The following is a 19896-nucleotide window of genomic DNA, read 5'->3' as shown; positions in this document are numbered from 1 at the left end:
CCCGGCCGGTGGGTGCGGGTTCCTGACCGCGGTGAGGACCAGCGTGGTCAGCGCGACCGAAAGGGCCCCGGCCAGCAGGTAGGCCGGGGTGAGCCCGTCGGACGGGACGGGCGGGTCGTCCTGCAGACCGAGGCCGTAGAGGACGGCGGTCCCGGCGAGCAGGCCGGCCCCGTGCCCGACCGGGGCGTTGAGCGGCCGCGAGGCCCGTTGTCCGGGGGACTCGAAGAACAGCATGACGGTGGGCCCCAGGCTGGGGAACAGCCACGGCTGATGGAGCAGGAGGCCCACCCCGCCGGAGGCGCCAGCACCACGAGGGAGAGCGCGGCGGCGTACAGGCCCGCGCCCACCGCGCCGGCCCTGGTCTTCAGTCCCTGCAGCATCCTGCGCTCCCTCCGTCCCCTGCGTGCCTCGGCCGCGCCCGACGCCGGCCGCCGGCCGACCGCCGCGCGATCGGCCGGCGCAGACCGCCGACCGCGGAGCGGAACAGCGAGCGAGGGGCCCGTCCGCGGAACAGGCCCCTCGCTCGCCGGTGCGGGGTCAGCCCAGGGAGCTGATCAGGTCGGCGCAGGCCTGCTCGCAGCGGCGGCAGGCCTCCGCGCAGACCTTGCAGTGCTCGTGCATCTCCGCGTGCTGGGCGCACTCGTCCCCGCAGGCCTTGCAGGCCGCCTGGCAGGCCTGGAGCACCACCCGGGTCAGGTTGGCGTCGTAGCCGGTGTGCCGGGAGAGGACGTTGCCCGTGGTGGCGCAGACGTCGGCGCAGTCCAGGTTGGTGCGGATGCACTTGGTCAGCTCGGCGACCGAGTCCTCCGACAGGCACGCGTCGGCACAGGCGGTACAGGTCTGGGCGCACTCGAAGCACGCCGCGATGCACTCGGCCAGCTTCTGACGGTCCACCCCGCCGAGGTCCTTCGGGTAGGTCTCGAGCATCGATGTCACATGGGTCATGGTCTCGCTCCTTCGTCCGATCGGCGGCCGGGCCACGGCCACCTGTCCTGCGGTGCTGGATGGAGCCCGGCGCCGGCCGCACCCCACAGGATCGACAGTAGACTGTCCGTTCCGGCGGATGAAGCCCGGAACCCTGAAGATTCGATGAAGCCCTCCGGAGTCCGGCAGGCCCCGCGGCGCGCGCCGCGGGCCCTGCCGGACACGGGTCCGCGGGTCCTACTCGCCGAAGACGGCCTCGGTCACGTGCGTGGGCTTCTCGTACTGCTGCTCCGGAAGGTTGCGCAGCGCCTCGAGGATCGAGTCGTCCGCACCGGAGTCCTGCGCCTTCTGCACGACCTCGTCCTTGCTGACCGGGTAGTCCAGGCCGCTGAGGTGCTTCTGCAGCTCGATGGGGTTGGGCTTGTCGGACATGGGAATCTCCTTGTCGTCGCGAGGTCTCGTCCCGCCGGGTCGGCGGAACACGAACACCCCCAGTCTGTCAGCCTGCTTGCCATGCGTCAGCCCCGGCCCGCGGACCGCGCGTCGCCCCGGGGAGCCGACGCGGTCACGGACCGGACCGGCCCTCCTGCTCGAGGACGCGCAGCCGTTCCAGGTACTCCGCCTCGGTGATCTCCCCGCGGGCGTGGCGCTCCAGCAGGTCGTCGCGGGCCCGGCGCAGCCCCAGCCGGGTGCGGGTCCGCCGGCCCCACCGGGTGTTGCTCCCGTAGCGCAGCACGAGCCCGCGCACCAGCCGGATCAGCCCCCACCCGGCCGTGAGGAGCAGCAGCACCCAGGACACGGCTTCCCAGCCCTGGAAGGGCGTCAGTCCCATCACGACCACGGTGCCACCGTCCCCTCCGACGTCGTCCCCGCGTCCCGGCGCCAACCGCCGGAGCACGGACGATGGGCGGAGAGTACCAGCCACCCCCGACGCCCCCGGGCCCGGGAGGCCGGTCAGCGGGTCAGCGTGCGGATCCCGTCGAGGATCGCCCGGTGCACCCGGGGATCGTTCAGGGGCAGGAAGTGCCCGCGGGTCCCGAGTTGGACGTTGTGGGCGCCCTCCAGGCGGCTGCCGCCGGGGATGTGCGGGTCGAAGCGGCCGTAGATCGAGACGATGTCCCGGTTCACCGCCTGCTGGGTGGTCAGCGCGGTGAGCTCCGGGGAGTGCGGCAGGAACACCCGGATGGTGGACAGCGGCATCAGCCGGGCCAGCTCGGACCCGGAGAACGGGGTGTTGACCGTCACGAGCCCGTGGATCCCGGCGCCCCGGTTGTGGTGGGCCAGGAGGTGCTTGCCGATCAGCCCGCCCTTGCTGTGCGCCACGAGCACGCACCGCTCCACGCCGGCCGTGCGCAGGTGCGCGTCCACCAGCTCGGCCATCTCCTGGATGGTGCCGGTGTTGAACTTCAGGTCCTCGACCACGTGCACGTCGTGCCCGTGCTCCCGCAGCATCCCGGCCACGGGCAGCAGGAAGGTCCAGGACTCGTAGATCCCGGGGATCAGCACGACCGGCGTCCGCTCCGGATCGGCCGGTGCCCGGTAGTGCGCCGGGTCCCACCGGCCGAGGAATCCGGCCGCCTGCCAGCGCAGGGCGTAGGCGTAGTCCTGCGCCCAGGCCGCGAGGTTGGCCCCCGCCTCCGCCAGCCGGCGCGGCATCACGCCGAGCCGTCCGGACGGCGGGCGGGTCGGCAGGCGTCGAGAAAGGGGGCGCATGCTGCGGCGAGCTCCTTCGGGTCGGTGTGCTGGACGTTGTGCGGGGCACCGGGGATCTCCACCACCCGGGCGTCGGGTGCGGCCCGGGCCAGTCGCCGCACCCAGTCCCGCGGCGCGATCGGGTCTCGTCCTCCGCGCACCAGCAGGCCCGGAACCGTGCAGCCCCGGATGTCCTCCCCGATCCGGTCCCGGACCATGGACCGGGCGGTGCGCAGGTAGCGGAGCGGGCCCATCCGCAGGTAGTCGCGGAGGACGAGGGCATTGGTCGGCGGCGGCTCGCGCAGCGTGTCCCGCAGCAACCGCCACGCCTGGCCGGGCCGGCTGGGCGCGTCCGGGTCCACGGTCGGGCCGACCAGGACGTAGCCCGAGCACAGTCCGGGGTGGTCCCTGACGGCGTCCACGACGATCTGGCAGCCCATGGAGTGCCCGATGAGGACGGGCCCCGAGAGTCCCAGCGCCGCGACCGCCCCCGCGGCGGCCTCCCCCAGCTCGGCCACGTAGAGGGGCCGCCGCGGCTTCGGCGTCGTGCCGTAGCCCGGCAGGTCGAGGGCGTACACGTCCCGGGTCGCGGCCAGCTCGTCGGCCAGGCGCAGGAAGTACGCCCCCGACATCCCGACCCCGTGCACCAGGACCACCGGCGGCAGCGCGGGGGCGAAGGTCCCGCGCACGTCCACCGTGTGGGGCCCGACGACGAGGCGGCGCCGCCGGAGCAGCGGATGCCGGCGCACCCGGCCGTCGCCCGTGGCCGGGAGTGCGGCGTGCTCCCCCGCCCCGGCCCGGCCGGGGTCCGCGCGCACGGGGTCCTCCCCGCCCTTGCCGCCCCCGCTCACCGGTGGGTCGCCTCGAGGGCCGCGCGGACCACGTCGCGCGGGTCCTGCCGCGCGGCCCAGGCCTCGCGCTGACGCCGCGCCCCCGATCCTCCGCGCAGGAGGCCCGCCACGGTCCCGGCCACGGACTCCTGCTCGCCCTGTTCCTCGAGCGCGGGGCGCACGTGCGTCAGGAGCTCGGCCACGACCCCCGCCGCGGGCGCGGCCGCGCCGGAGACCGGGCTGACCAGCGCTCCGTCGACCCCGGAGGCGCTGGCCTGCCACGACCAGGCGCGCAGCTGCCGCACGCCGGTCGGCGGCGCCGGGTCGCCGGCCCGCCACTGCGCGGCAGCCGTCTCGACCAGGGCGCGGGTGAGGACTGCGAGCACCGCGGCGTGCTCGGCCTCGAGGCACACGTCGGCGACACGGATCTCCACGGTGGGGTATCGCGCGGAGAGCCTGGCGTCGAAGTACAGCATGCCGCGGTCGAGGGCCACCCCGGAGCGCAGCAGGGCCGCGCACCGGCGGTCGTACTCCTGGACCGTGCCCAGGAGCTCGTCGGGGCCGGCCGTTGGCCAGCGGCTCCACGTCTGGTACCGGTGGCTGCCGAAACCGGTGTCCCGGCCGTACCAGAAGGGCGAGTTGACGCTGAGCGCCAGGAGCACCGGGAGCCAGCCCCGGATCCGGTCCAGCACGGCGACGCCCTCGTCCGGATCGGAGATCCCCACGTGGACGTGCAGCCCGCAGGTCAGCTGCTCATCGACGACCAGGCCGTAGCGCTCGCGCAGCCACTCGTAGCGGGGCTGGGGCACGAGGTGGGGCCGGGCCGGGAACACCGGTGAGGCCAGGGCCACGGCCCTGGCTCCCGCGCGGCGCGCCGCGGCGTCCAACAGGGCCCGGCCCTGGCGGATCGCCGCGAGCTGCTCCGCGAGTCCCTGCACCGGGGGCCCGGCGACCTCGATCTGCTCCTGCTGCAGCTCGGTGGTGATCCGGTGTCCGGAGTCCGCCGGGTGCCGGTCGTGGTCGCGGACCACGTCGCGGCTCACCGCCGCGCACTCGAGGGTCTCGGCGTCCACGAGGAGCAGCTCCTCCTCGACGCCGAAGGTGCGGCCCCGGCCGTCGGTGCCGGACGTGTTGGGATACGGGGGCACGGTGTTCGCCTCCATCCGGGTCGGCAGGCCGAGGCCTGTCGCGGCGTGTCGTCGCGCTCATCGGAGCGTAGCACCCGGGTCCCGGCGAGCGCGGTGCCCGGACCCGTTCCGACGCGCGGGACGAGCCCCTCGGACGCGCCCGGCACGGCGTCGGTCCTGCCCGGCCCCCGTCGCGCGGGCGTGGTGCCGGGCAGCGGCCTCGGGCGGTGCGGCCCGGCGCGATCCGGGCCGCTCCGGGCCCCGGAGGACCGGTGGTTCCACGCTCGGCCGGAGCCTGCTCCGGCTACCGGCCCTCCGAGGCGCCGGACCGGCGGCGCACCGTGACCCACTGGGCGGCGACGATCACCGCGGCCACCACGGCGGTGACCACCAGGGTGAACGGGTCCGCCTGGGCCTTCAGCAGCACGAACGGCACGAGCACCGCGACGTCGAGGGCGATCGCGACCCAGGGGATCCAGGGCCTGGCCTGCACGTCGTCCTTGAGGTGGCGGAGGATGCCGAGGTGGATGGCGATGTCCATCGCCAGGTAGAGGATCGCCCCCAGCGCGGCGATCTGGGACAGGTCGAAAAAGGCGGCCATGACGATGGCCAGTCCCGCCGTAATGTAGAGCGACTGGTGGCCTTCCTTCCCCGGCAGCCCGGGAGCCTGACCCATGTCCCGGAGCATGTCGTAGAGCTTCGAGACCGCGAACAGGCTCGCGACCAGGCCCGAGAGCGTGGCGACGACCGCGATGGCCACGGTCAGCCGCACGCCCCAGACGCCGAACATGGGCTCGGCCGCCTCGGCGAGCGCGTAGTCGCGAGCGGCCACGATCTCCGGCACGCTCAGGCTGCCGGTGACGGCCACCGTGATCAGCAGGTAGAGCACGGTGCACAGGGCGATGGAGATCATGATGGAGCGGCCGATGTTGCGCTCGGGACGGGCCAGGTCCGCACCCTGGTTGGTGATCGTGGTGAAGCCCTTGTAGGCGAGGATGCACAGGGTGACCCCTGCCAGGAAGCCCGGCCACCCCGCCTCCGGCGGGGTGCGGTCGGCGACGGTGACCAGCCGGCCCAGCGAGTCGACGCCGGCGGCGAGGATCCCGCCGACGGCCAGGATCCCGATGCCGGCGATCTTGAGCGCGGCCGTCACCGTGGCGGAGCGCTCCACCCAGCGGTTGCCCACGAGGTTCACCAGCGCCGCGGCAACGATCGCCACCACCGCCAGCACCGGCACCCACACGGCCGAGTTCTGCATTCCGAACGGGCGCAGCAGGTAGGTGCCGAAGGTGCGCCCGAGCAGGGACTGGGCGAGGATCATCGAGACGTACATGAACAGGGCGAAGGACCCGGCCACCACCCCGGGGCCGTAGGCGGCCTTGAGCAGCATGGCGATCCCGCCGGAGGACGGGTTGGCGGTCGAGTAACGGATGTAGGAGTAGGAGCTGAAAGCGACGACCACGGCCCCGGCGAGGAACGCCCACGGCACCCAGCCGCCGGCCAGCTCGGCCACCTGCCCCACCAGGGCGAAGATGCCCGCGCCGATCATCACCCCCGTCCCCAGGGCGACGGACCCGGTCAGGGACAGCTTCTGGTCCCGGTCCTGCTCCCGGTCCGTTCCGTGCGTCTGCTCCTGCTGCATCGTCCGGTGCTCGTGCGTGTCGTCGTGGGTGTCGTCGTGCGTGTCGTGGCGTTCCACGGTCCTCCTCCGGATCAGTGGGTGGGTGCGTCGGTGCGGTGGGCTGTGCGGTCAGCGGACCTGACGGTGCCCATCATGCCGAGGTCCTCGTGGTCGAGGATGTGGCAGTGGTAGACGGTGCGGCCGGAGAAGTCGTCGAAGGCCACCCGAACCACCACCTCTCCGAAGGCCGGGATGTTGACCACGTCCAGCCAGAGAGGGGTGTCGACGTCCCCGTCCCCGTCCGCCACGACCTGCATCGGCCAGACATGCAGGTGCATCGGGTGGTCCATGGGACTGGAGTTGGTCAGCGTCCACTCCTCCACGGTCCCCGGGGCGACGCGCTGGTCGGTGCGGTCCTCGTCGAACGGCTCCCCGTTGATCGTGAAGGTCATCATCGAGCCGGGACCGCGCGTGCTGCCCATCATCCCGCCGCCCATCATGCCGCCGTCCATGCCCATGGCGAAGTCCAGGGTCCGCCGGGCGGCCACGGGCTCCCCGCGCAGGTCCCGCGGCGCGGGCCCGGCCGGCACCGGACCCACGGCCCCAGCCGGGGCCCCGGTGACCTCCAGGGTGAGCAGCTCGATCGGCTCGTCGTTGCCCGGGCCGTCCCCGGGCGTCCGCCCGCCCATCATGCCGTCCATGCTCCCGCGGTCCACCGGGGCGGCGGTCAACGTGGAAGTGCCCCCGCGGGTGTCCACCAGCAGCTCCACCCGATTGCCGGGGGCCAGGGTCACCTCGGTGATCTCGCGCGGTGCGGGCAGGCGGCCGACGTCGCGTCCGGACAGCCGCAGGGTCTGGCCGTCGAGGGTCAGCCGCAGGAACCGGGCCGGGCAGGCGTTGACGACCCGCCACAGCTCCCGCTCCCCGGGGGCGGCGGTGGCCGCGGGACGGACCTGGCCGTTGACCAGCACGGTCTCGCCCTCCCGGCCCATCATCTGCTCCGGCGGGGAGACCGCGGCGAGCTCGCCGGAGGCGTCCAGGGTGATGTCCGAGACGACCAGGACGCGCTCGCGCGTCACCGGGACGGGGTCGGGGCCCTCGACGACGATCGCACCGTAGAGGCCGGCCGCCAGCTGGTCGGCCACGTGGCCGTGCCGGTGCGGGTGGTACCAGTAGGTGCCCGACGGGTGGTCCTCCGGCAGGGCGAAGTCGTAGTCGAAGGACTCCCCCGGTGCGATGCTCACGAACGGGTTGTCCCCGTGGCCCTCCGGGGAGATGTGCAGGCCGTGCACGTGCAGGTTGGTCGGGGCCTCCAGCCGGTTGGTCATCGCCACCCGCAGCGTGTCCCCGGGCCGCAGCCGCAGGGTGGGGCCGGGCAGGGAGCCGTTGAAGGCCCGGACGTGCGCCGTGCGCGCCCCGACGCGGACCGTGGCGGGGGCGGCGGCCAGGTCCAGCTCGAGCAGTCCGTCGGCGGCGCTCAGCACCTCGGGCTGGACCAGTCCGCGGCCGCCGCCGAGGGCCTCGCCGCCGCCGGTCCACCACAGCCCCGCCCCGCCCACGGCCGCGGCGCCCGCCCCGGCGGCTCCCAGGGCCAGCAGCTGCCGGCGCGTCAGCGGGCTCACCGGTCGCCCTCCTCCAGGGTGCGCAGCCGTTCGCGGTACTCCTCGGTGCTGATCTCCCCGCGCGCGTAGCGCTCCTCCAGGATCTCGAGGGACCGGCGGGGTCGCGGACCGGACGGCGAGGCGCGACCGTTGCGGCGGCTCCGGCCGCTCTCGCCGCCGGTCAGCAGCTTCACGAGCACGACCACCAGGAGCACCGTGCCCACGATCAGCAGGAGCCAGAAGATCCACATCCAGCCCATGCCCCAGCCCATGCCGTCGCCCCACATCATGGCCGATCCAGCTCCTCCAGCATCGTCCTCATCTCCTCGATCTCCGACTCCTGGGCCTCGACGATCTCTCCGGCGAGCTCGACGGCCTCCGGGTTGGATCCCTCCTCCACCTGGTCGCGGGCCATCTCGGTGGCGCCCTCGTGGTGGCGGATCATCTGCTCCAGGTACAGTCCGGCGGCCTCGGGCCCCTCCTCGGCCTCGCGCAGCCAGTTCATGCCCTGCTCGTCGACCATGCCGGAGCCGTGGCCGCCGTGGGCCGTGGCCGACTCGTCCGGGGTCGCGGGAGCGTCCCAGGCCGTCAGCATCGCCTGCATCTGCTCGATCTCGGGCTCCTGCGTCTGCGCCACCCGCTCGGCGAGGTCCCGGACGTCCTGGGGGACACCGTCCTTGCCCAGGAGGATCTCGCTCATCTGCACCGCCTGCTCGTGGTGGGGGATCATCATCTGCGCGAACATGACGTCGGCGTCGTTGTGCTCGCCGGAGATCTCCGCGGCGGCTTCGGAGGCCGGCGCGGACCCGGTCGACGTGTTCGCGGTCGGGGTGCTCCCGGTCGGTGTGGCGTCCGCGGCGGGGCTCGCGCCGCCGGTGGCCGGCGTCTCCGCCTCCTGGCCGTTCCCGCAGCCGGCGAGTGCGAGCACGGCGGCGAGCGCGAGGGCGGGGAGCGTGGTGGTGCGGGTCATGGTGTCAGTCCTTCGTTCGGTGTCTGCGGGGTGGTCGGTCAGCGGGCCGGGACGGAGGGGGGCCGCGCCTCCGCGCGGCCGGACTCGGCGCCGGTGGCGGCCAGGTGGGCCGGGGACAGGTCGAGCCGGCGCAGCAGCTGGGCGTTGAGGGCGACGACGATGGTGGAGACCGACATCAGGACCGCGCCGACGGCCGGGGACAGCACGATCCCGGCGGACGCGAGGACACCGGCGGCCAGGGGAACGGCGACGACGTTGTAGCCGGCCGCCCACACCAGGTTCTGGATCATCTTGGTGTAGCTGGCCCGGGAGAGGTCGATCATCGACAGCACCGAGCGGGGGTCGTTGCCCGCCAGGACCACCCCGGCGGACTCCATGGCCACGTCGGTGCCGGCCCCGATCGCGATGCCCACCTCGGCGCGGGCCAGGGCCGGGGCGTCGTTGACGCCGTCGCCGACCATCGCCACGGTCATGCCGCGGTCCTGCAGCTCGACGACCTTGCTGTCCTTGTCCTGCGGGAGGACCTCGGCGAAGACCTCGTCGATGCCCAGCTCGGCGCCCACGGCGTCGGCGACCTGGCGGGCGTCGCCGGTGATCATGGCGACCTTCACCCCGCGGTCCTGCAGGGCGGCCACCGCGGCGCGGGACTCCGCGCGGACCGTGTCCTCCAGGGCCAGGGCGCCGAGGACCTGCCCGTCGCGCAGCACGTGGAGCACGCCGGCGCCGCGGGCGGTCCACTCGCGGACCGTCGGCCCCAGGGCGGCGGGGGTCTCGAGGCGGAGCTCGCGCAGCAGGTTGGGCCCGCCGACCGTGATCCGGGCGCCCTCGACGGTGGCGCTCACGCCCCGGCCGGTGGCCGCTCGAAAGTCGGTGCCGCGCAGGTCGAGCCGCCGCGCGGCGGCGTCGTGCGCGGCGGCGGTGACGATGGCCCGGCCCACCGGGTGCTCGCTGTCGGCCTCGGCCGCGGCGGCCAGGGCGAGGAGCTCGCCCTCGGAGGTGCCGGGCACGGGGGCGGCGCCGGTGACGGCGTGGGCGCCTCGGTGAGGGTGCCGGTCTTGTCGAACAGGACCACGTCGATGGTGCGCATCCGCTCCAGTGCCAGACGATCCTTGATCAGCACCCCGGCGCGGGCGGCGCGCTCGGTGGAGATGGCGATGACCAGGGGGATGGCCAGCCCCAGGGCGTGGGGGCAGGCGATGACCAGCACGGTGACCGTCCGGACCACCGCGTCGTCGGGGCTGCCCAGGAGCGTCCAGGCGACGGCGGTGAGGATGCCGGCCGCCAGGGCGAACCAGAACAGCAGCGCGGCGGCGCGGTCGGCCAGGGCCTGGGCGCGGGACGAGGACTCCTGGGCGTCGGCGACCATCCGCTGGATGCCGGCCAGGGCGGTGTCGGCCCCCACGGCCTCGACCCGCACCCGCACGGTGCTGTCGGTGGCGACCGTCCCCGCCACGACCGTGTCGCCGGGCGACCGGGAGACGGTCCGGGACTCGCCCGTGATCATGGACTCGTCGAACTCCGCCGTCCCGTCGAGGACCACCCCGTCGGCCGGCACGCGGGCCCCGGAGCGGACCAGCACCACGTCGCCCGCGGAGAGCTCGCCGATCCGCACGGTCACGGTCCCGTCCGCCACGACCTTCTCCGCCTCGTCGGGCAGCAGGGCCGCCAGGGCGTCCAGGGCGCTCGAGGCCGCACCCAGGGCGCGCATCTCCATCCAGTGGCCCAGCAGCATGATCACCACGAGCAGGGCCAGCTCCCACCAGAAGTCCAGCTCGAAGCCGCCGATGCCGAGCGTGGTGACCCACGAGGCGACGAACGCGACCGAGATCGCCATGGCGATCAGCAGCATCATCCCGGGCTGCCGGGACCTCAGCTCGGTGAGCCCTCCCCGTAGGAGGGCAGTCCGCCGTAGCCGAAGATCACCGTTCCCAGCACCGGCGGCAGCCAGGCCGAGCCCGGGAACCCGGGAACGTGGTAGCCCAGCAGGTGGCCGACCATCGGGCTGAGGACCACCACCGGGACCGCCAGCGCGAGGCAGAGCCAGAACCGGTTCTTGAACATCGCCGTGGAGTGGCCGGCGTGCTCGCCGTGGGTGTGGACCGTGTGCTCCTCGTCCACGGCCGAGTGGGCGGGACCGTGCGGCATGGCCTGCCCGTGTGTCTCGGCGTCGCCGGGGTGGCGTCCGAGGCCGTCCCCGTGCTGGTCCGGGTGGGTGTCCGGGGCGTTCATGACGAGCTCCTTCCGCGGCTGCGCGACATGGGCGGCGGCTCCGGTGCGACCGCGCCGCGTGCCGCCCGGGGCCCGTCCGTGCCCCCGAGAGTATACCCCCCTGGGGTATAACTCAAGGGGTCGGCCGCCGGCACCGCGTGGTCGGAGGGCACCGCGCACCGGACGGGCAGCACCACCCGGAACTCGGCGCCCCGCCCGGGGCCGGCCGAGCTCGCCTCGAGCGCACCGCCGTGGGCCTCCACGAGGGCCCTGGAGATGGTGAGCCCGATGCCGGAGCCGCCGTGCTCCCGGTCCCGGGCGGTGTCCCCGCGGTAGAAGCGCTCGAAGACGTGCGGCAGGTGCTCCGCCGCGATGCCCTCCCCCGTGTCGTCGACCCGCAGCACCACCGCCGTGGTGCCGGCCCGGGCGGCGCCGAGGACCACCTCCCCGCCGGACGGGGTGTGGCGCAGGGCGTTGGAGAGCAGGTTGCCCAGCACCTGCCCCATCCGCTGCGGGTCGACTGGCAGGACCGCACCGGGTGCGTCGTCCTCGACCCGCAGCGCCACCCCCTTGGCGGCACCGGCCTCCCGGGCCGCGTCCGCGGCGGCGCCCAGCAGCTGCGCCACGGCCACGGGTGAGCGCTCCAGGACCATGCGCCCCTCCTCGGCGCGGGAGACGTCGTCGATGTCCTCCACCAGCCGTGTGAGCCGGGAGAGCTGTTCGGCCAGGACGGCGCCGGTGCTCACGTCGAACTCGGTGACGCCGTCCTCGAGCCCCTCGAGGTAGACGCCGAGCACGGACAGGGGGGTGCGCATCTCGTGCGCGAGGTCGGAGAGCATCCGGCGCCGGACGCCCTCGGTGGCCTCGAGCTCGGCGGCCATCACGTTGAAGGCGGCCGCCAGGGCGTCGACCTCGCTGCCGGCACCCATCGCCGGGACCCGGGCGCCCCAGCGGCCCCGGGCCAGGTCCTGCGCGGCCCGGGTGAGGGCGGCGAGCGGACCGCGCAGCCGGCGGGCCAGGGAGGCACTGACGGCCAGCGCGCAGGCCAGCGCCGTGACCAGGGCCACGCCGAGCGTCCACAGGCCGGCGTCCCGATAGGCCCGCTCGACGTGCATCAGCTGGGCCGGGTCCGGCCCGGCGCCGGCGCGCACCAGATGCTCGTGGAACAGCGGCGGACCGGCGAGGGAGGCCACGACCGCCGCGGCGAGCACGCTCGCCGCCACCACCAGCAGCTGGGCGAGCAGGAAGCGCGCCGCCAGGCCGCGCTCGCGCCGCGCCGTCACGGTGCCACCATCCGGTAGCCGATCCCGCGGACGGTCTCCACGTAGCGCGGCGCGGCCGGGTCGTCCCCGATCTTGCGCCGCAGGTGGCCGATGTGGACGTCCACGAGGTGCTCGTCCCCCACCCAGGCCGGGTCCCACACCACGTCGATGAGCCGGCGGCGGGACATCGCCTCCCGGGGCCGCTGGGCGAGGGCCGCCAGCAGGTCGAACTCGGTGCGGGTCAGGGTCACCCGCTCCCCCGCCACCCGCACCTGCCGGCCCGGGACGTCGACCTCCAGGTCCCCCACCACGTGCGGCGCGACGGCGCCGTCCGGCCGGGCGACGGTGCGCGGGCGCCGCATGACCGCCTGCACGCGGGCGACGAGCTCGCGGACGCTGAACGGCTTGGTGATGTAGTCGTCGGCACCCGTGGCCAGCCCGGCGAGCCGGTCCTCCTCGTCCCCGCGGGCGGTCAGCATCAGGACGTAGCACTCCGAGGAGGCACGGATCCTCCGGCACACCTCGACCCCGTCCAGCCCGGGCAGGCCGAGGTCCAGGATCACGACGTCGGGCGCGCCGACGCCCGCCGCCTCCAGGGCGGCCGGACCGGTGTGCGCCTGGGCGACGTCGTACCCGGCCCGCACCAGGTAGGACGCGACCATTCCCGCGAGCGCCTTCTCGTCGTCCACCACCAGCACCCGTCCGGCCGGGCGGGCGGCGTTCTCGACAGCAGTTCCCATGCGTCCAGTGTCCTCCCGGGCGGGTCGCCGGTCCCGCCGGAGCGGGCCCTGCGCGCGGATCTTCGTCATTTCTTCAGCATTGCCCCGGGACCGCACCCGCTCCCGGAGGAGCCCGGGCTTGCACCACGACCGACAGTCGGCTTAGCATTCCAGGGCACCCTGACGGACAGCAGGCTGACCAGTTGCCGGGGGTGCACGACCGGTCGTCCCGTGAAGGAGTGCACCTGTGCAGCGCAAGATCTCCGTCCTCGTCGAGGTGGACCTCGACGGCCGGTACGTCCGCGTCGACGTGACCGGTGCCGTGACCCCGGTCAACCAGCAGGGGCTGCACCCCGTGCTGCGACGGGCCCGCACGATGCTCCCCGCGGCCACCGTGCGCCTGGACCTCAGCTGCGTGCGCGATCTGGACCCGCACGCCCTCGACCTGCTCCGCGAGGCGGTGGCGCAGGATCCTGGCCTCGGCGACGCCGTGGAGATCGTCACCCCGGAGCAGCCCCCGTCCGGCGACGCGGCCACCGCCCTGGACGCCCGGCGCCGGCTGCGGCACGGGATCCTGCAGCGCCGTGCCGGTGAGCTTCCCGTCCCCCTGCCCGAGCCCGCGCTGAGCGCGGCCTCCTGACGGACCCGGCCGCCGCGGCCGGGTCGCCGAGCGCAACGTTGCCGCGCCCACGACCGGGGGTGCAAAGATTGGCGGCAGCGCACGCACGATCCTGAGCGCTGCCGCACCGGGGGACGAGAGACAGAACGGCGGGACGCATGAACGACCACTCCACGCGGGACCGGGCCACGGAGGCCGCCGGCGGGCTAGATCCACGCCGGTCGGCCGGACGGGTGGTCGCCGTCGACGCAGCCCGCGGCCTGGCGCTCGTGGGCATGACCGCCGTCCACTTCCTGCCGGACGCCTACCCGGACAACGACAGGCCGACGCTGTCGTGGCTGCTCTTCGCCGGGGACTCCGCGGCGCTCTTCGCCCTGCTCGCCGGCGTGGCGCTCGCCCTCGCCTCCGGAGGACGCCGGCCGCGCCGGGGCAGGGATCTCGCGGCGGTGCGGGCCGGGACGGCCGTGCGGGCCCTGCTCATCATGCTGGTCGGCCTGACGATCGGGTACCTGATGCCCCCGGAGCCTCCGGCCGTCGGCATCCTCGTCTACTACGGCGCCTTCTTCCTGCTCGCCCTGCCGTTCCTGGGCCTGCGGGCACGGACCCTGCTGGCGTGCTCCGGCGCCCTCCTGGTGCTGGGGCCGCTGCTCATCCACTGGCTCGTCGACCGGGTGCCGGAGCACACGGACGCGAACCCGACGTTCGCGAGCCTGTTCACGGAGCCCGTGGCGGTCTTCTGGCAGCTGCTCGTCACGGGCGCGTACCCGGCGGTGACCTACCTGGCCTATCTGCTGGCGGGTCTGGCCGTGGGCCGGCTCAACCTCAAGAACCTGCACGTCCAGCTCCGGCTCCTGGCGGCCGGGCTCGGTCTCGCGGCCTTCTCGAAGCTCCTCTCCTGGCTGCTCCTCTACGCCGCGGACGGCTACAACGTGCTCCTGTACAGCATCGAGTCCCTGACCCGGGCGGACCTCGAGCACATCCTCGTCTTCGGGGCCGAGGGCGAGCTGCCCACGAACACCCTGTGGTGGCAGGTGATCGCCGCCCCGCACGTCAACACGCCGCTGTCCGTCGCGTGGAGCCTGGGGGTGAGCCTGGCGGCGCTCGCCGCCCTCCTGCTCCTGGAGCGGCAGTTCGCCACGTGGCTGCTGCCGCTGACCGCCATGGGCGCCATGGCCCTCACCCTGTACGCCGCCCAGCTGGTCCTGCTCTCCACCGAGGTGCACTACAGCAGCCCCCTGCTGTGGTTCCTCGCCTGCCTGGTGGTCTCCGCCCTCGTGGCCCTGGCCTGGCGGCACGCCTTCGGCCGAGGCCCGCTGGAGCGGGTCGTATCCGGTGCCGCGCACGCCACCGCCCGCGCCGTCGCGGACCGGGCCAAGCCTCGCGATCCCGGGCCGCCGCGCACGCCCCTCGGCTAGCGGCCGACGCGCCCGCCGGCCCCTGCGCTGCCGGGCGTCACGCCGGGCGCGGAACCGGTGGCACCGGGCTCTCACCCGCCGGCCCGATCCGTTACCGTGACAGCAGCGCCGCCCGGCGCCGGCAGGCGGATCGCCCGCGTGCCGTGGACCTCAGGAGGAACCATGCCGAAACCCGTCGTCAGCAAGGCCAGCACTGTCTGGAACGGCGATCTCTTCAGCGGCTCGGGGAGCACCCGCATGTCCGGATCGGGTCTGGGCCCGTTCGACGTGGACTGGAAGGCCCGCGCGGAGGAGGGTGCGGGGCCGCGGACGAGCCCCGAGGAGCTCATCGCCTCCGCCCACGCCACCTGCTTCGCCATGGCCCTGTCCAACGGGCTGGCGCAGAACGACACCCCGCCCACCCGCCTGGACACCAGCGCGGAGGTGACGTTCGTCGCCGGTGAGGGCATCACGGGCATCGTGCTCACCGTGCAGGCGCAGGTCGAGGACCTCTCGGCCGAGGACTTCGCGCGCCTGGCCGACGAGGCCAAGGCGAACTGCCCCGTCTCCCAGGCCCTGTCCGTGGACATCACCCTGGACGCCTCCCTGGCCTGAGCGCAGGACCCGCCGGGCCGCGACCGGCCCGGCGGGTCCTCACCCCCGGCGCCGCACGAGAGCAGCACCGGGGTGATCGCTCCGGGCATCCGTGCGGACGGCGGCGGGCGGACGGATCCGGGCATGCGGATCCCCGGCGTCACCGCGCACGTGTGAGCCCGCAGCGGGCGTACCGCCGGGCCGCGAGCCGTGCGGCGGTGGAGCCGTCAGCGCGGCTGGGCGGGATTGAACGGCGTGCCCTGGGACGGCGGATTGATCGGCGGGCCGGAGGTCTCCGGAGAGACCGGGGACCCCTGGCTGGACGAGGAGACCTCGGGGGCCTCGGTGGGGACCGGCCCACTGGGTTCGGCGCCCTGGCGCAGCGCCTCGAGCCGGCGTTCGAGGACCTGGACGACCGGCAGCCGGTCCCCGTGCGCGCGCTCGTAGGCGAGCAGCTGCTGCAGGCCCGACTCGTCGAGACCGGCGATCTTCGAGCCGAGCACCCCGACAGGCATGTGATCGTAGTCGGGCAGCGGGAGGTCGTCGTGCTGAGGGATGTCGTTCACGTCTGCTCCTTCGGCGGTGGGCGCCGGAGACCCGGCGCCGGGTCCTGCGATGTCCTGCCACGGTAGCAGTCGGAGCCCGGACTGTCAGCGTGCTTAGTGGTCCAGGTGCCGGATGGTCGGCGGAGCGCGTCTCCCCCGGACACGGAGAAGCCCCCCGGAACCGTCCGGTCCGGGGGGCTTCTGCTGGTGACCCCAGCGGGATTCGAACCCGCGTTACCGCCGTGAGAGGGCGGCGTACTAGGCCGCTATACGATGGGGCCGCGGCTGTCCGGTCGGCGGCCTCCCGCCACCGGACTCGTACACTGTACCAGGTTCCGGGAGGGGCGCCGAACCGCCCGGTGCGGGACCGCGCGGCGCCGGCTCCACCGAACCCGGACGCGGAAGAACCCCCGGACCGTCCAGTCCGGGGGTTCTTCTCGAGGTGACCCCAGCGGGATTCGAACCCGCGTTACCGCCGTGAGAGGGCGGCGTACTAGGCCGCTATACGATGGGGCCCTACTGATCGAGCGATCAGCGCTGGGATACCAGGACTCGAACCTAGAATGACGGTACCAGAAACCGTAGTGTTGCCAATTACACCATATCCCACTGTCGTTCCCGGCCCCTGCGGTTTCCCGCACCGACCGGCGCAACGCAAGAAAACTATACCGGCCTTCGGCCGGGGCGGCAAATCGGGGTCACGGGCAGTAGCGCTCCTCCAGCTCCCGGTCGATCCCCCGCCGGCAGGCCGCTGCGGCGAGCCCCCGCAGCACGGGCCCCAGCCACCGGTAGATCCCCGGCAGGCCGATGTCGGTCCACTGCATCAGCAGCGCCGTGCGGAGCAGGCTCCTCGGCCTGCCGTCGCGGCGGGTGCGCCCGTCACGAGCGAGGCCGTACAGGGCGGCCAGGCCCTTCTCGAGGCAGGCCGGGGCCGGACGCAGCTCGACGACGAACCGGGCCGACGCGGCGCTCGGGTTCTTCCACCGGAACAGGTGCTCCTCCGGGATCTCCACCTCGCGGCCGGGACCGAGGTCCCGCACCACGTGCCCCACCTGGACGCGCAGGGTCCCCTCCAGGACCCGCAGGTGCATCCCGATCCGGCGGTGGTAGTGGGCGAGCACCTCCCTCCGGGCTCCACCTCGACGTGGAGCAGGGCGTGCTCGCCGCCTGTCTCGGCACCGGTGCGCAGCCAGGTGATGGTGTCCCGCTGCACCGGATTGCGGTGCTGCGGGCGGCCGGTGCGCATCCGGGTGATCTCGTCGTCGGTCCGGTCCATGGCCATCGCCCCCTGGGTCCAGGCTACGCCGCCGCGCGCTCCCGCGCGCGCCCGGGCCGCACGACGACGCCGGCCCCGCCCACCGTGTGCGGTGGCCGGGGCCGGCGTCGTCGTGGTGCGGGGCTCAGCCGAGCTGTCCGGCGAGCGCGCGGATCCGGGCGAGGGAGGAGTCCTTGCCGAGGATCTCCAGGGACTCGAACAGCGGCGGCGAGATCCGCCGCCCGGACACGGCGGTGCGGACGGGGCCGAACGCGAGGCGGGGCTTGATGCCCAGCCCGTCGACGATCGCCTCGCGCAGGGCGGTCTCCAGCGCCGGGGCGCGCCAGTCCTCAAGGGGCTCCAGGGCCTCGAGGGCGGCCCGGAGGACGTCGCCGGCGGAGTCCTTGAGCTGCTTGCGGGCGTCGTCGGCGAGCTCGATCTCGTCGTCGGCGGCGAACAGGAACGACAGCAGCTCGGGGGCCTCCCCCAGCAGGTTCATCCGCTCCTGCACCAGCGGGGCGGCCTGGTCGAGGACCGCGGCCTCTCGTTCGGTCAGGGTCTCCCCCAGCACTCCCGCCGCCTGCAGGTAAGGGACAAGGCGGTCGCGGAAGTCGGCGGGCTCGAGCAGGCGCACGTGCGTGCCGTTGATGGCCGTGGCCTTCTTGAGGTCGAAGCGGGCCGGGTTGGCCAGGACGTCGTGGACGTCGAAGTGGGCCACCAGCTGCTCCACGGTGAACACGTCCTCGTCCGCGGACAGGGACCAGCCGAGCAGGGCCAGGTAGTTGAGCAGGCCCTCGGGGACGAAGCCGCTGTCCCTGAGGTGGAACAGGCTGGACTCGGGGTCGCGCTTGGAGAGCTTCTTGTTGCCCTCCCCCATGACGTAGGGCAGGTGCCCGTACTCGGGCACGTACTGCGCGACGCCGATCTCCACCAGCACGCGGAAGAGGGCGATCTGGCGCGGCGTCGAGGAGAGCAGGTCCTCCCCGCGGAGCACGTGGGTGATCTCCATCAGGGCGTCGTCCACCGGGTTGGTGAGGGTGTACAGCGGCTGGCCGTTGGCGCGCACCACGACGTAGTCCGGGATGGACCCGGCCCGGAAGACGATCTCGCCGCGGATCATGTCGTGGACCACGATGTCCTCGTCCGGCATCCGCAGCCGCAGCACCGGCTCCCGGCCCTCGGCCCGGTGGGCCGCGATCTGCTCCTCGGTGAGGTCCCGGTCGTAGTTGTCGTAGCCCAGCTTGGGGTCGCGGCCGGCGGCGCGGTGGCGGGCCTCGACCTCCTCCGGGGTCGAGTAGGCCTCGTAGACGGCCCCGTGCGCCAGCAGCTTCGCGGCGACGTCGCGGTAGATGTCCAGGCGCTGGGACTGCCGGTAGGGGGCGTGCGGACCACCGGTCTCCACACCCTCGTCCCAGTCGATGCCGAGCCAGGCCAGCGCCTCGAGCAGCTGCTGGTAGCTCTCCTCGGAGTCCCGCTGGGTGTCGGTGTCCTCGACGCGGAACACCATGGTCCCGCCGGTGTGGCGGGCGTGGGCCCAGTTGAACAGCGCGGTGCGGATCAGTCCCACGTGCGGGGTGCCGGTCGGGGACGGGCAGAAGCGCACCCGCACGGGCGAGGAGGTGGAGGCGGTGGCCGGGGTGGCGGGCTTTTCGGTCATGGCTCTTTCGGGACGTCGGTGGGTGCGTGGATGGGTGGGCGGGGCGTGCGGCCGCGGGCGCAGCGGCGCAGGACGGTGGGCAGGACGCCGATGCCCTCGACCTCGACCTCGATGCGGTCGCCCTCGTCGACGATCCCGACGCCGGCGGGCGTGCCCGTGAGGATCACGTCGCCGGGCAGCAGGGTGAACGCCTGGGAGACGTAGGAGACGAGGAACGGGACGTCGAAGACCATGTCCCGGGTGCTGCCGTCCTGCTTGGTCTCCCCGTTGACGCGGCTGCGCACGGCCAGTGCGGAGGTGTCGAGGTCGGTCTCGATCCAAGGTCCCAGCGGGCAGGCGCCGTCGAAGCCCTTGGCGCGGGCCCACTGGTTGTCGGTGCGCTGCACGTCGCGGCCGGTGAGGTCGTTGGCGGCGGTGTAGCCGAAGACCACCTCGCGCACGCGCTCCACGGGCACGTCCTTGCACATCCGCCCGATCACCACGGCGAGCTCCGCCTCGTAGGAGACCTCCTCGGTCCACGGGGGCAGGGTCACCGGGTCGCCGGGGCCGGCCACGGAGGTGTTGGGCTTGAAGAACAGCATCGGCGAGGTGGGCAGCTCGTTGCTCAGCTCCGCGGCGTGGTCGGCGTAGTTGCGCCCGACGCACACGATCTTGGAGCGCGGGATCACCGGGGCCAGGAGGCGGACGTCGGCGAGCTCGTGGCGCTGCTCCGTGGGGTGGACCCCGGTGTAGAACGGGTCGCCCGCGAGGACGGTGACCGTCTCGGCGCCGGGCGCGCCCTGGACCGCGCCGAAGTGGATCTCGTTGTCGACGGTGAACCTGGCAATTCGCATGGCCCCAGGCTATCCCACGGCCCGCGGGGCGGCGCGCGGCCCCCT

20 protein-coding genes, 3 tRNA genes and 1 pseudogene are annotated in these 19896 nt (G+C 74.0%); 3 read left to right on the top strand and 21 right to left on the bottom strand.

Annotated features, from left to right (window positions below; all coding sequences use genetic code 11):
- The 14 genes and pseudogenes from BJF77_RS05720 to BJF77_RS05655 form a co-directional block, all read right to left on the bottom strand.
- The coding region (locus tag BJF77_RS05720; protein WP_139318454.1) for an HPP family protein at positions 1–288 on the bottom strand (288 nt) is incomplete at its 3' end.
- A gap of 249 nt (positions 289–537) precedes the next feature.
- The gene (locus BJF77_RS05715; RefSeq protein WP_047803529.1) at positions 538–945 is read right to left on the bottom strand and encodes a four-helix bundle copper-binding protein; all 408 of its coding nucleotides are present in this window, start codon (positions 943–945) and stop codon (positions 538–540) included.
- Positions 946–1161: 216 nt separating this feature from the next.
- Positions 1162–1356 (bottom strand): DUF2795 domain-containing protein, encoded by a 195-nt coding sequence (locus BJF77_RS05710; protein WP_047803530.1) that lies wholly within the window; start codon positions 1354–1356, stop codon positions 1162–1164.
- A gap of 133 nt (positions 1357–1489) precedes the next feature.
- On the bottom strand, positions 1490–1756 hold the full coding sequence (locus BJF77_RS19920) for an SHOCT domain-containing protein (RefSeq protein WP_139318453.1): 267 nt from the start codon (positions 1754–1756) through the stop codon (positions 1490–1492).
- 122 nt (positions 1757–1878) lie between these two features.
- Complete coding sequence (locus BJF77_RS05700; RefSeq protein ID WP_075871555.1) at positions 1879–2580, bottom strand: triacylglycerol lipase; 702 nt, start codon at positions 2578–2580, stop codon at positions 1879–1881.
- Positions 2580–3467: an alpha/beta fold hydrolase gene (locus BJF77_RS05695; protein ID WP_083664989.1), complete on the bottom strand. Its 888-nt coding sequence runs from the start codon at positions 3465–3467 to the stop codon at positions 2580–2582. The genes BJF77_RS05700 and BJF77_RS05695 overlap by 1 nt, the downstream gene beginning before the upstream one ends.
- Positions 3464–4594, bottom strand: a complete 1131-nt coding sequence (locus BJF77_RS05690) for a glutamate--cysteine ligase (RefSeq protein ID WP_255396150.1) — start codon at positions 4592–4594, stop codon at positions 3464–3466. Before BJF77_RS05690 ends, BJF77_RS05695 begins: the two co-directional genes overlap by 4 nt.
- A 283-nt stretch (positions 4595–4877) precedes the next feature.
- The gene (locus BJF77_RS05685; protein WP_255396149.1) at positions 4878–6272 is read right to left on the bottom strand and encodes an APC family permease; all 1395 of its coding nucleotides are present in this window, start codon (positions 6270–6272) and stop codon (positions 4878–4880) included.
- Between the two features lie 14 nt (positions 6273–6286).
- Positions 6287–7816: a multicopper oxidase family protein gene (locus BJF77_RS05680; protein ID WP_075871545.1), complete on the bottom strand. Its 1530-nt coding sequence runs from the start codon at positions 7814–7816 to the stop codon at positions 6287–6289.
- A complete protein-coding gene (locus tag BJF77_RS05675; protein WP_047803533.1) occupies positions 7813–8085 on the bottom strand; it encodes an SHOCT domain-containing protein in 273 nt (90 codons plus the stop codon). The genes BJF77_RS05680 and BJF77_RS05675 overlap by 4 nt, the downstream gene beginning before the upstream one ends.
- Complete coding sequence (locus BJF77_RS05670) at positions 8082–8765, bottom strand: DUF305 domain-containing protein (RefSeq protein ID WP_047803534.1); 684 nt, start codon at positions 8763–8765, stop codon at positions 8082–8084. The genes BJF77_RS05675 and BJF77_RS05670 overlap by 4 nt, the downstream gene beginning before the upstream one ends.
- Positions 8766–8803: 38 nt before the next feature.
- A pseudogene (locus BJF77_RS05665) lies at positions 8804–10994 on the bottom strand (heavy metal translocating P-type ATPase).
- Positions 10991–12256: a cell wall metabolism sensor histidine kinase WalK gene (locus BJF77_RS05660; RefSeq protein WP_075871544.1), complete on the bottom strand. Its 1266-nt coding sequence runs from the start codon at positions 12254–12256 to the stop codon at positions 10991–10993. The pseudogene BJF77_RS05665 and the gene BJF77_RS05660 overlap by 4 nt, the downstream one beginning before the upstream one ends.
- A complete protein-coding gene (locus BJF77_RS05655) occupies positions 12253–12975 on the bottom strand; it encodes a response regulator transcription factor (protein WP_047803536.1) in 723 nt (240 codons plus the stop codon). Before BJF77_RS05655 ends, BJF77_RS05660 begins: the two co-directional genes overlap by 4 nt.
- A 226-nt stretch (positions 12976–13201) precedes the next feature.
- Here BJF77_RS05655 and BJF77_RS05650 point away from each other — a divergent pair, with 226 nt between their 5' ends.
- The 3 genes from BJF77_RS05650 (at position 13202) to BJF77_RS05640 (ending at position 15582) form a co-directional block, all read left to right on the top strand.
- Positions 13202–13594, top strand: a complete 393-nt coding sequence (locus BJF77_RS05650) for a hypothetical protein (protein WP_075871543.1) — start codon at positions 13202–13204, stop codon at positions 13592–13594.
- A 137-nt stretch (positions 13595–13731) separates the two neighbouring features.
- Positions 13732–14988: a heparan-alpha-glucosaminide N-acetyltransferase domain-containing protein gene (locus tag BJF77_RS05645; protein ID WP_075871542.1), complete on the top strand. Its 1257-nt coding sequence runs from the start codon at positions 13732–13734 to the stop codon at positions 14986–14988.
- A gap of 162 nt (positions 14989–15150) precedes the next feature.
- Positions 15151–15582 (top strand): OsmC family peroxiredoxin, encoded by a 432-nt coding sequence (locus BJF77_RS05640; RefSeq protein WP_075871541.1) that lies wholly within the window; start codon positions 15151–15153, stop codon positions 15580–15582.
- Between the two features lie 206 nt (positions 15583–15788).
- Here BJF77_RS05640 and BJF77_RS05635 read toward each other — a convergent pair whose 3' ends face one another.
- The 7 genes from BJF77_RS05635 to BJF77_RS05605 all read right to left on the bottom strand — a co-directional run bounded on the left by BJF77_RS05635 (position 15789) and on the right by BJF77_RS05605 (position 19851).
- Positions 15789–16127, bottom strand: a complete 339-nt coding sequence (locus BJF77_RS05635) for a hypothetical protein (protein WP_075871540.1) — start codon at positions 16125–16127, stop codon at positions 15789–15791.
- Positions 16128–16311: 184 nt separating this feature from the next.
- A tRNA-Glu gene (locus BJF77_RS05630) sits at positions 16312–16387 on the bottom strand.
- A 162-nt stretch (positions 16388–16549) separates the two neighbouring features.
- Positions 16550–16622, bottom strand: a tRNA-Glu gene (locus BJF77_RS05625).
- A 21-nt stretch (positions 16623–16643) separates the two neighbouring features.
- Positions 16644–16715: transfer RNA gene (locus tag BJF77_RS05620), tRNA-Gln, on the bottom strand.
- Between the two features lie 89 nt (positions 16716–16804).
- Positions 16805–17227 (bottom strand): hypothetical protein, encoded by a 423-nt coding sequence (locus BJF77_RS19915; protein WP_075871539.1) that lies wholly within the window; start codon positions 17225–17227, stop codon positions 16805–16807.
- A 279-nt stretch (positions 17228–17506) separates the two neighbouring features.
- Complete coding sequence (gltX, locus tag BJF77_RS05610) at positions 17507–19018, bottom strand: glutamate--tRNA ligase (protein ID WP_075871538.1); 1512 nt, start codon at positions 19016–19018, stop codon at positions 17507–17509.
- Positions 19015–19851: a fumarylacetoacetate hydrolase family protein gene (locus tag BJF77_RS05605; RefSeq protein WP_255396148.1), complete on the bottom strand. Its 837-nt coding sequence runs from the start codon at positions 19849–19851 to the stop codon at positions 19015–19017. The genes gltX and BJF77_RS05605 overlap by 4 nt, the downstream gene beginning before the upstream one ends.
- Positions 19852–19896 lie beyond the last annotated feature (45 nt).

This window comes from Kocuria sp. CNJ-770 (genome assembly GCF_001942375.1).
Classification (GTDB): Bacteria; Actinomycetota; Actinomycetes; order Actinomycetales; family Micrococcaceae; genus Kocuria; species Kocuria oceani.
The sequence above is the reverse complement of the archived record's forward strand: the minus strand, read 5'-3'. Positions and strand labels throughout refer to the sequence as shown.

What these genes read in the sequence shown, in the direction of transcription:
- BJF77_RS05655 (WP_047803536.1), bottom strand. Translation starts at nt 12,975, where the DNA reads ATGGGAACTGCTGTCGAGAACGCCGCCCGCCCGGCCGGACGGGTGCTG.
- BJF77_RS05700 (WP_075871555.1), bottom strand. Translation starts at nt 2,580, where the DNA reads ATGCCGCGCCGGCTGGCGGAGGCGGGGGCCAACCTCGCGGCCTGGGCG.
- BJF77_RS05715 (WP_047803529.1), bottom strand. Translation starts at nt 945, where the DNA reads ATGACCCATGTGACATCGATGCTCGAGACCTACCCGAAGGACCTCGGC.
- BJF77_RS05645 (WP_075871542.1), top strand. Translation starts at nt 13,732, where the DNA reads ATGAACGACCACTCCACGCGGGACCGGGCCACGGAGGCCGCCGGCGGG.
- BJF77_RS19920 (WP_139318453.1), bottom strand. Translation starts at nt 1,756, where the DNA reads ATGGGACTGACGCCCTTCCAGGGCTGGGAAGCCGTGTCCTGGGTGCTG.
- BJF77_RS05640 (WP_075871541.1), top strand. Translation starts at nt 15,151, where the DNA reads ATGCCGAAACCCGTCGTCAGCAAGGCCAGCACTGTCTGGAACGGCGAT.
- BJF77_RS05710 (WP_047803530.1), bottom strand. Translation starts at nt 1,356, where the DNA reads ATGTCCGACAAGCCCAACCCCATCGAGCTGCAGAAGCACCTCAGCGGC.
- BJF77_RS05605 (WP_255396148.1), bottom strand. Translation starts at nt 19,851, where the DNA reads ATGCGAATTGCCAGGTTCACCGTCGACAACGAGATCCACTTCGGCGCG.
- BJF77_RS05675 (WP_047803533.1), bottom strand. Translation starts at nt 8,085, where the DNA reads ATGATGTGGGGCGACGGCATGGGCTGGGGCATGGGCTGGATGTGGATC.
- gltX (WP_075871538.1), bottom strand. Translation starts at nt 19,018, where the DNA reads ATGACCGAAAAGCCCGCCACCCCGGCCACCGCCTCCACCTCCTCGCCC.
- BJF77_RS05670 (WP_047803534.1), bottom strand. Translation starts at nt 8,765, where the DNA reads ATGACCCGCACCACCACGCTCCCCGCCCTCGCGCTCGCCGCCGTGCTC.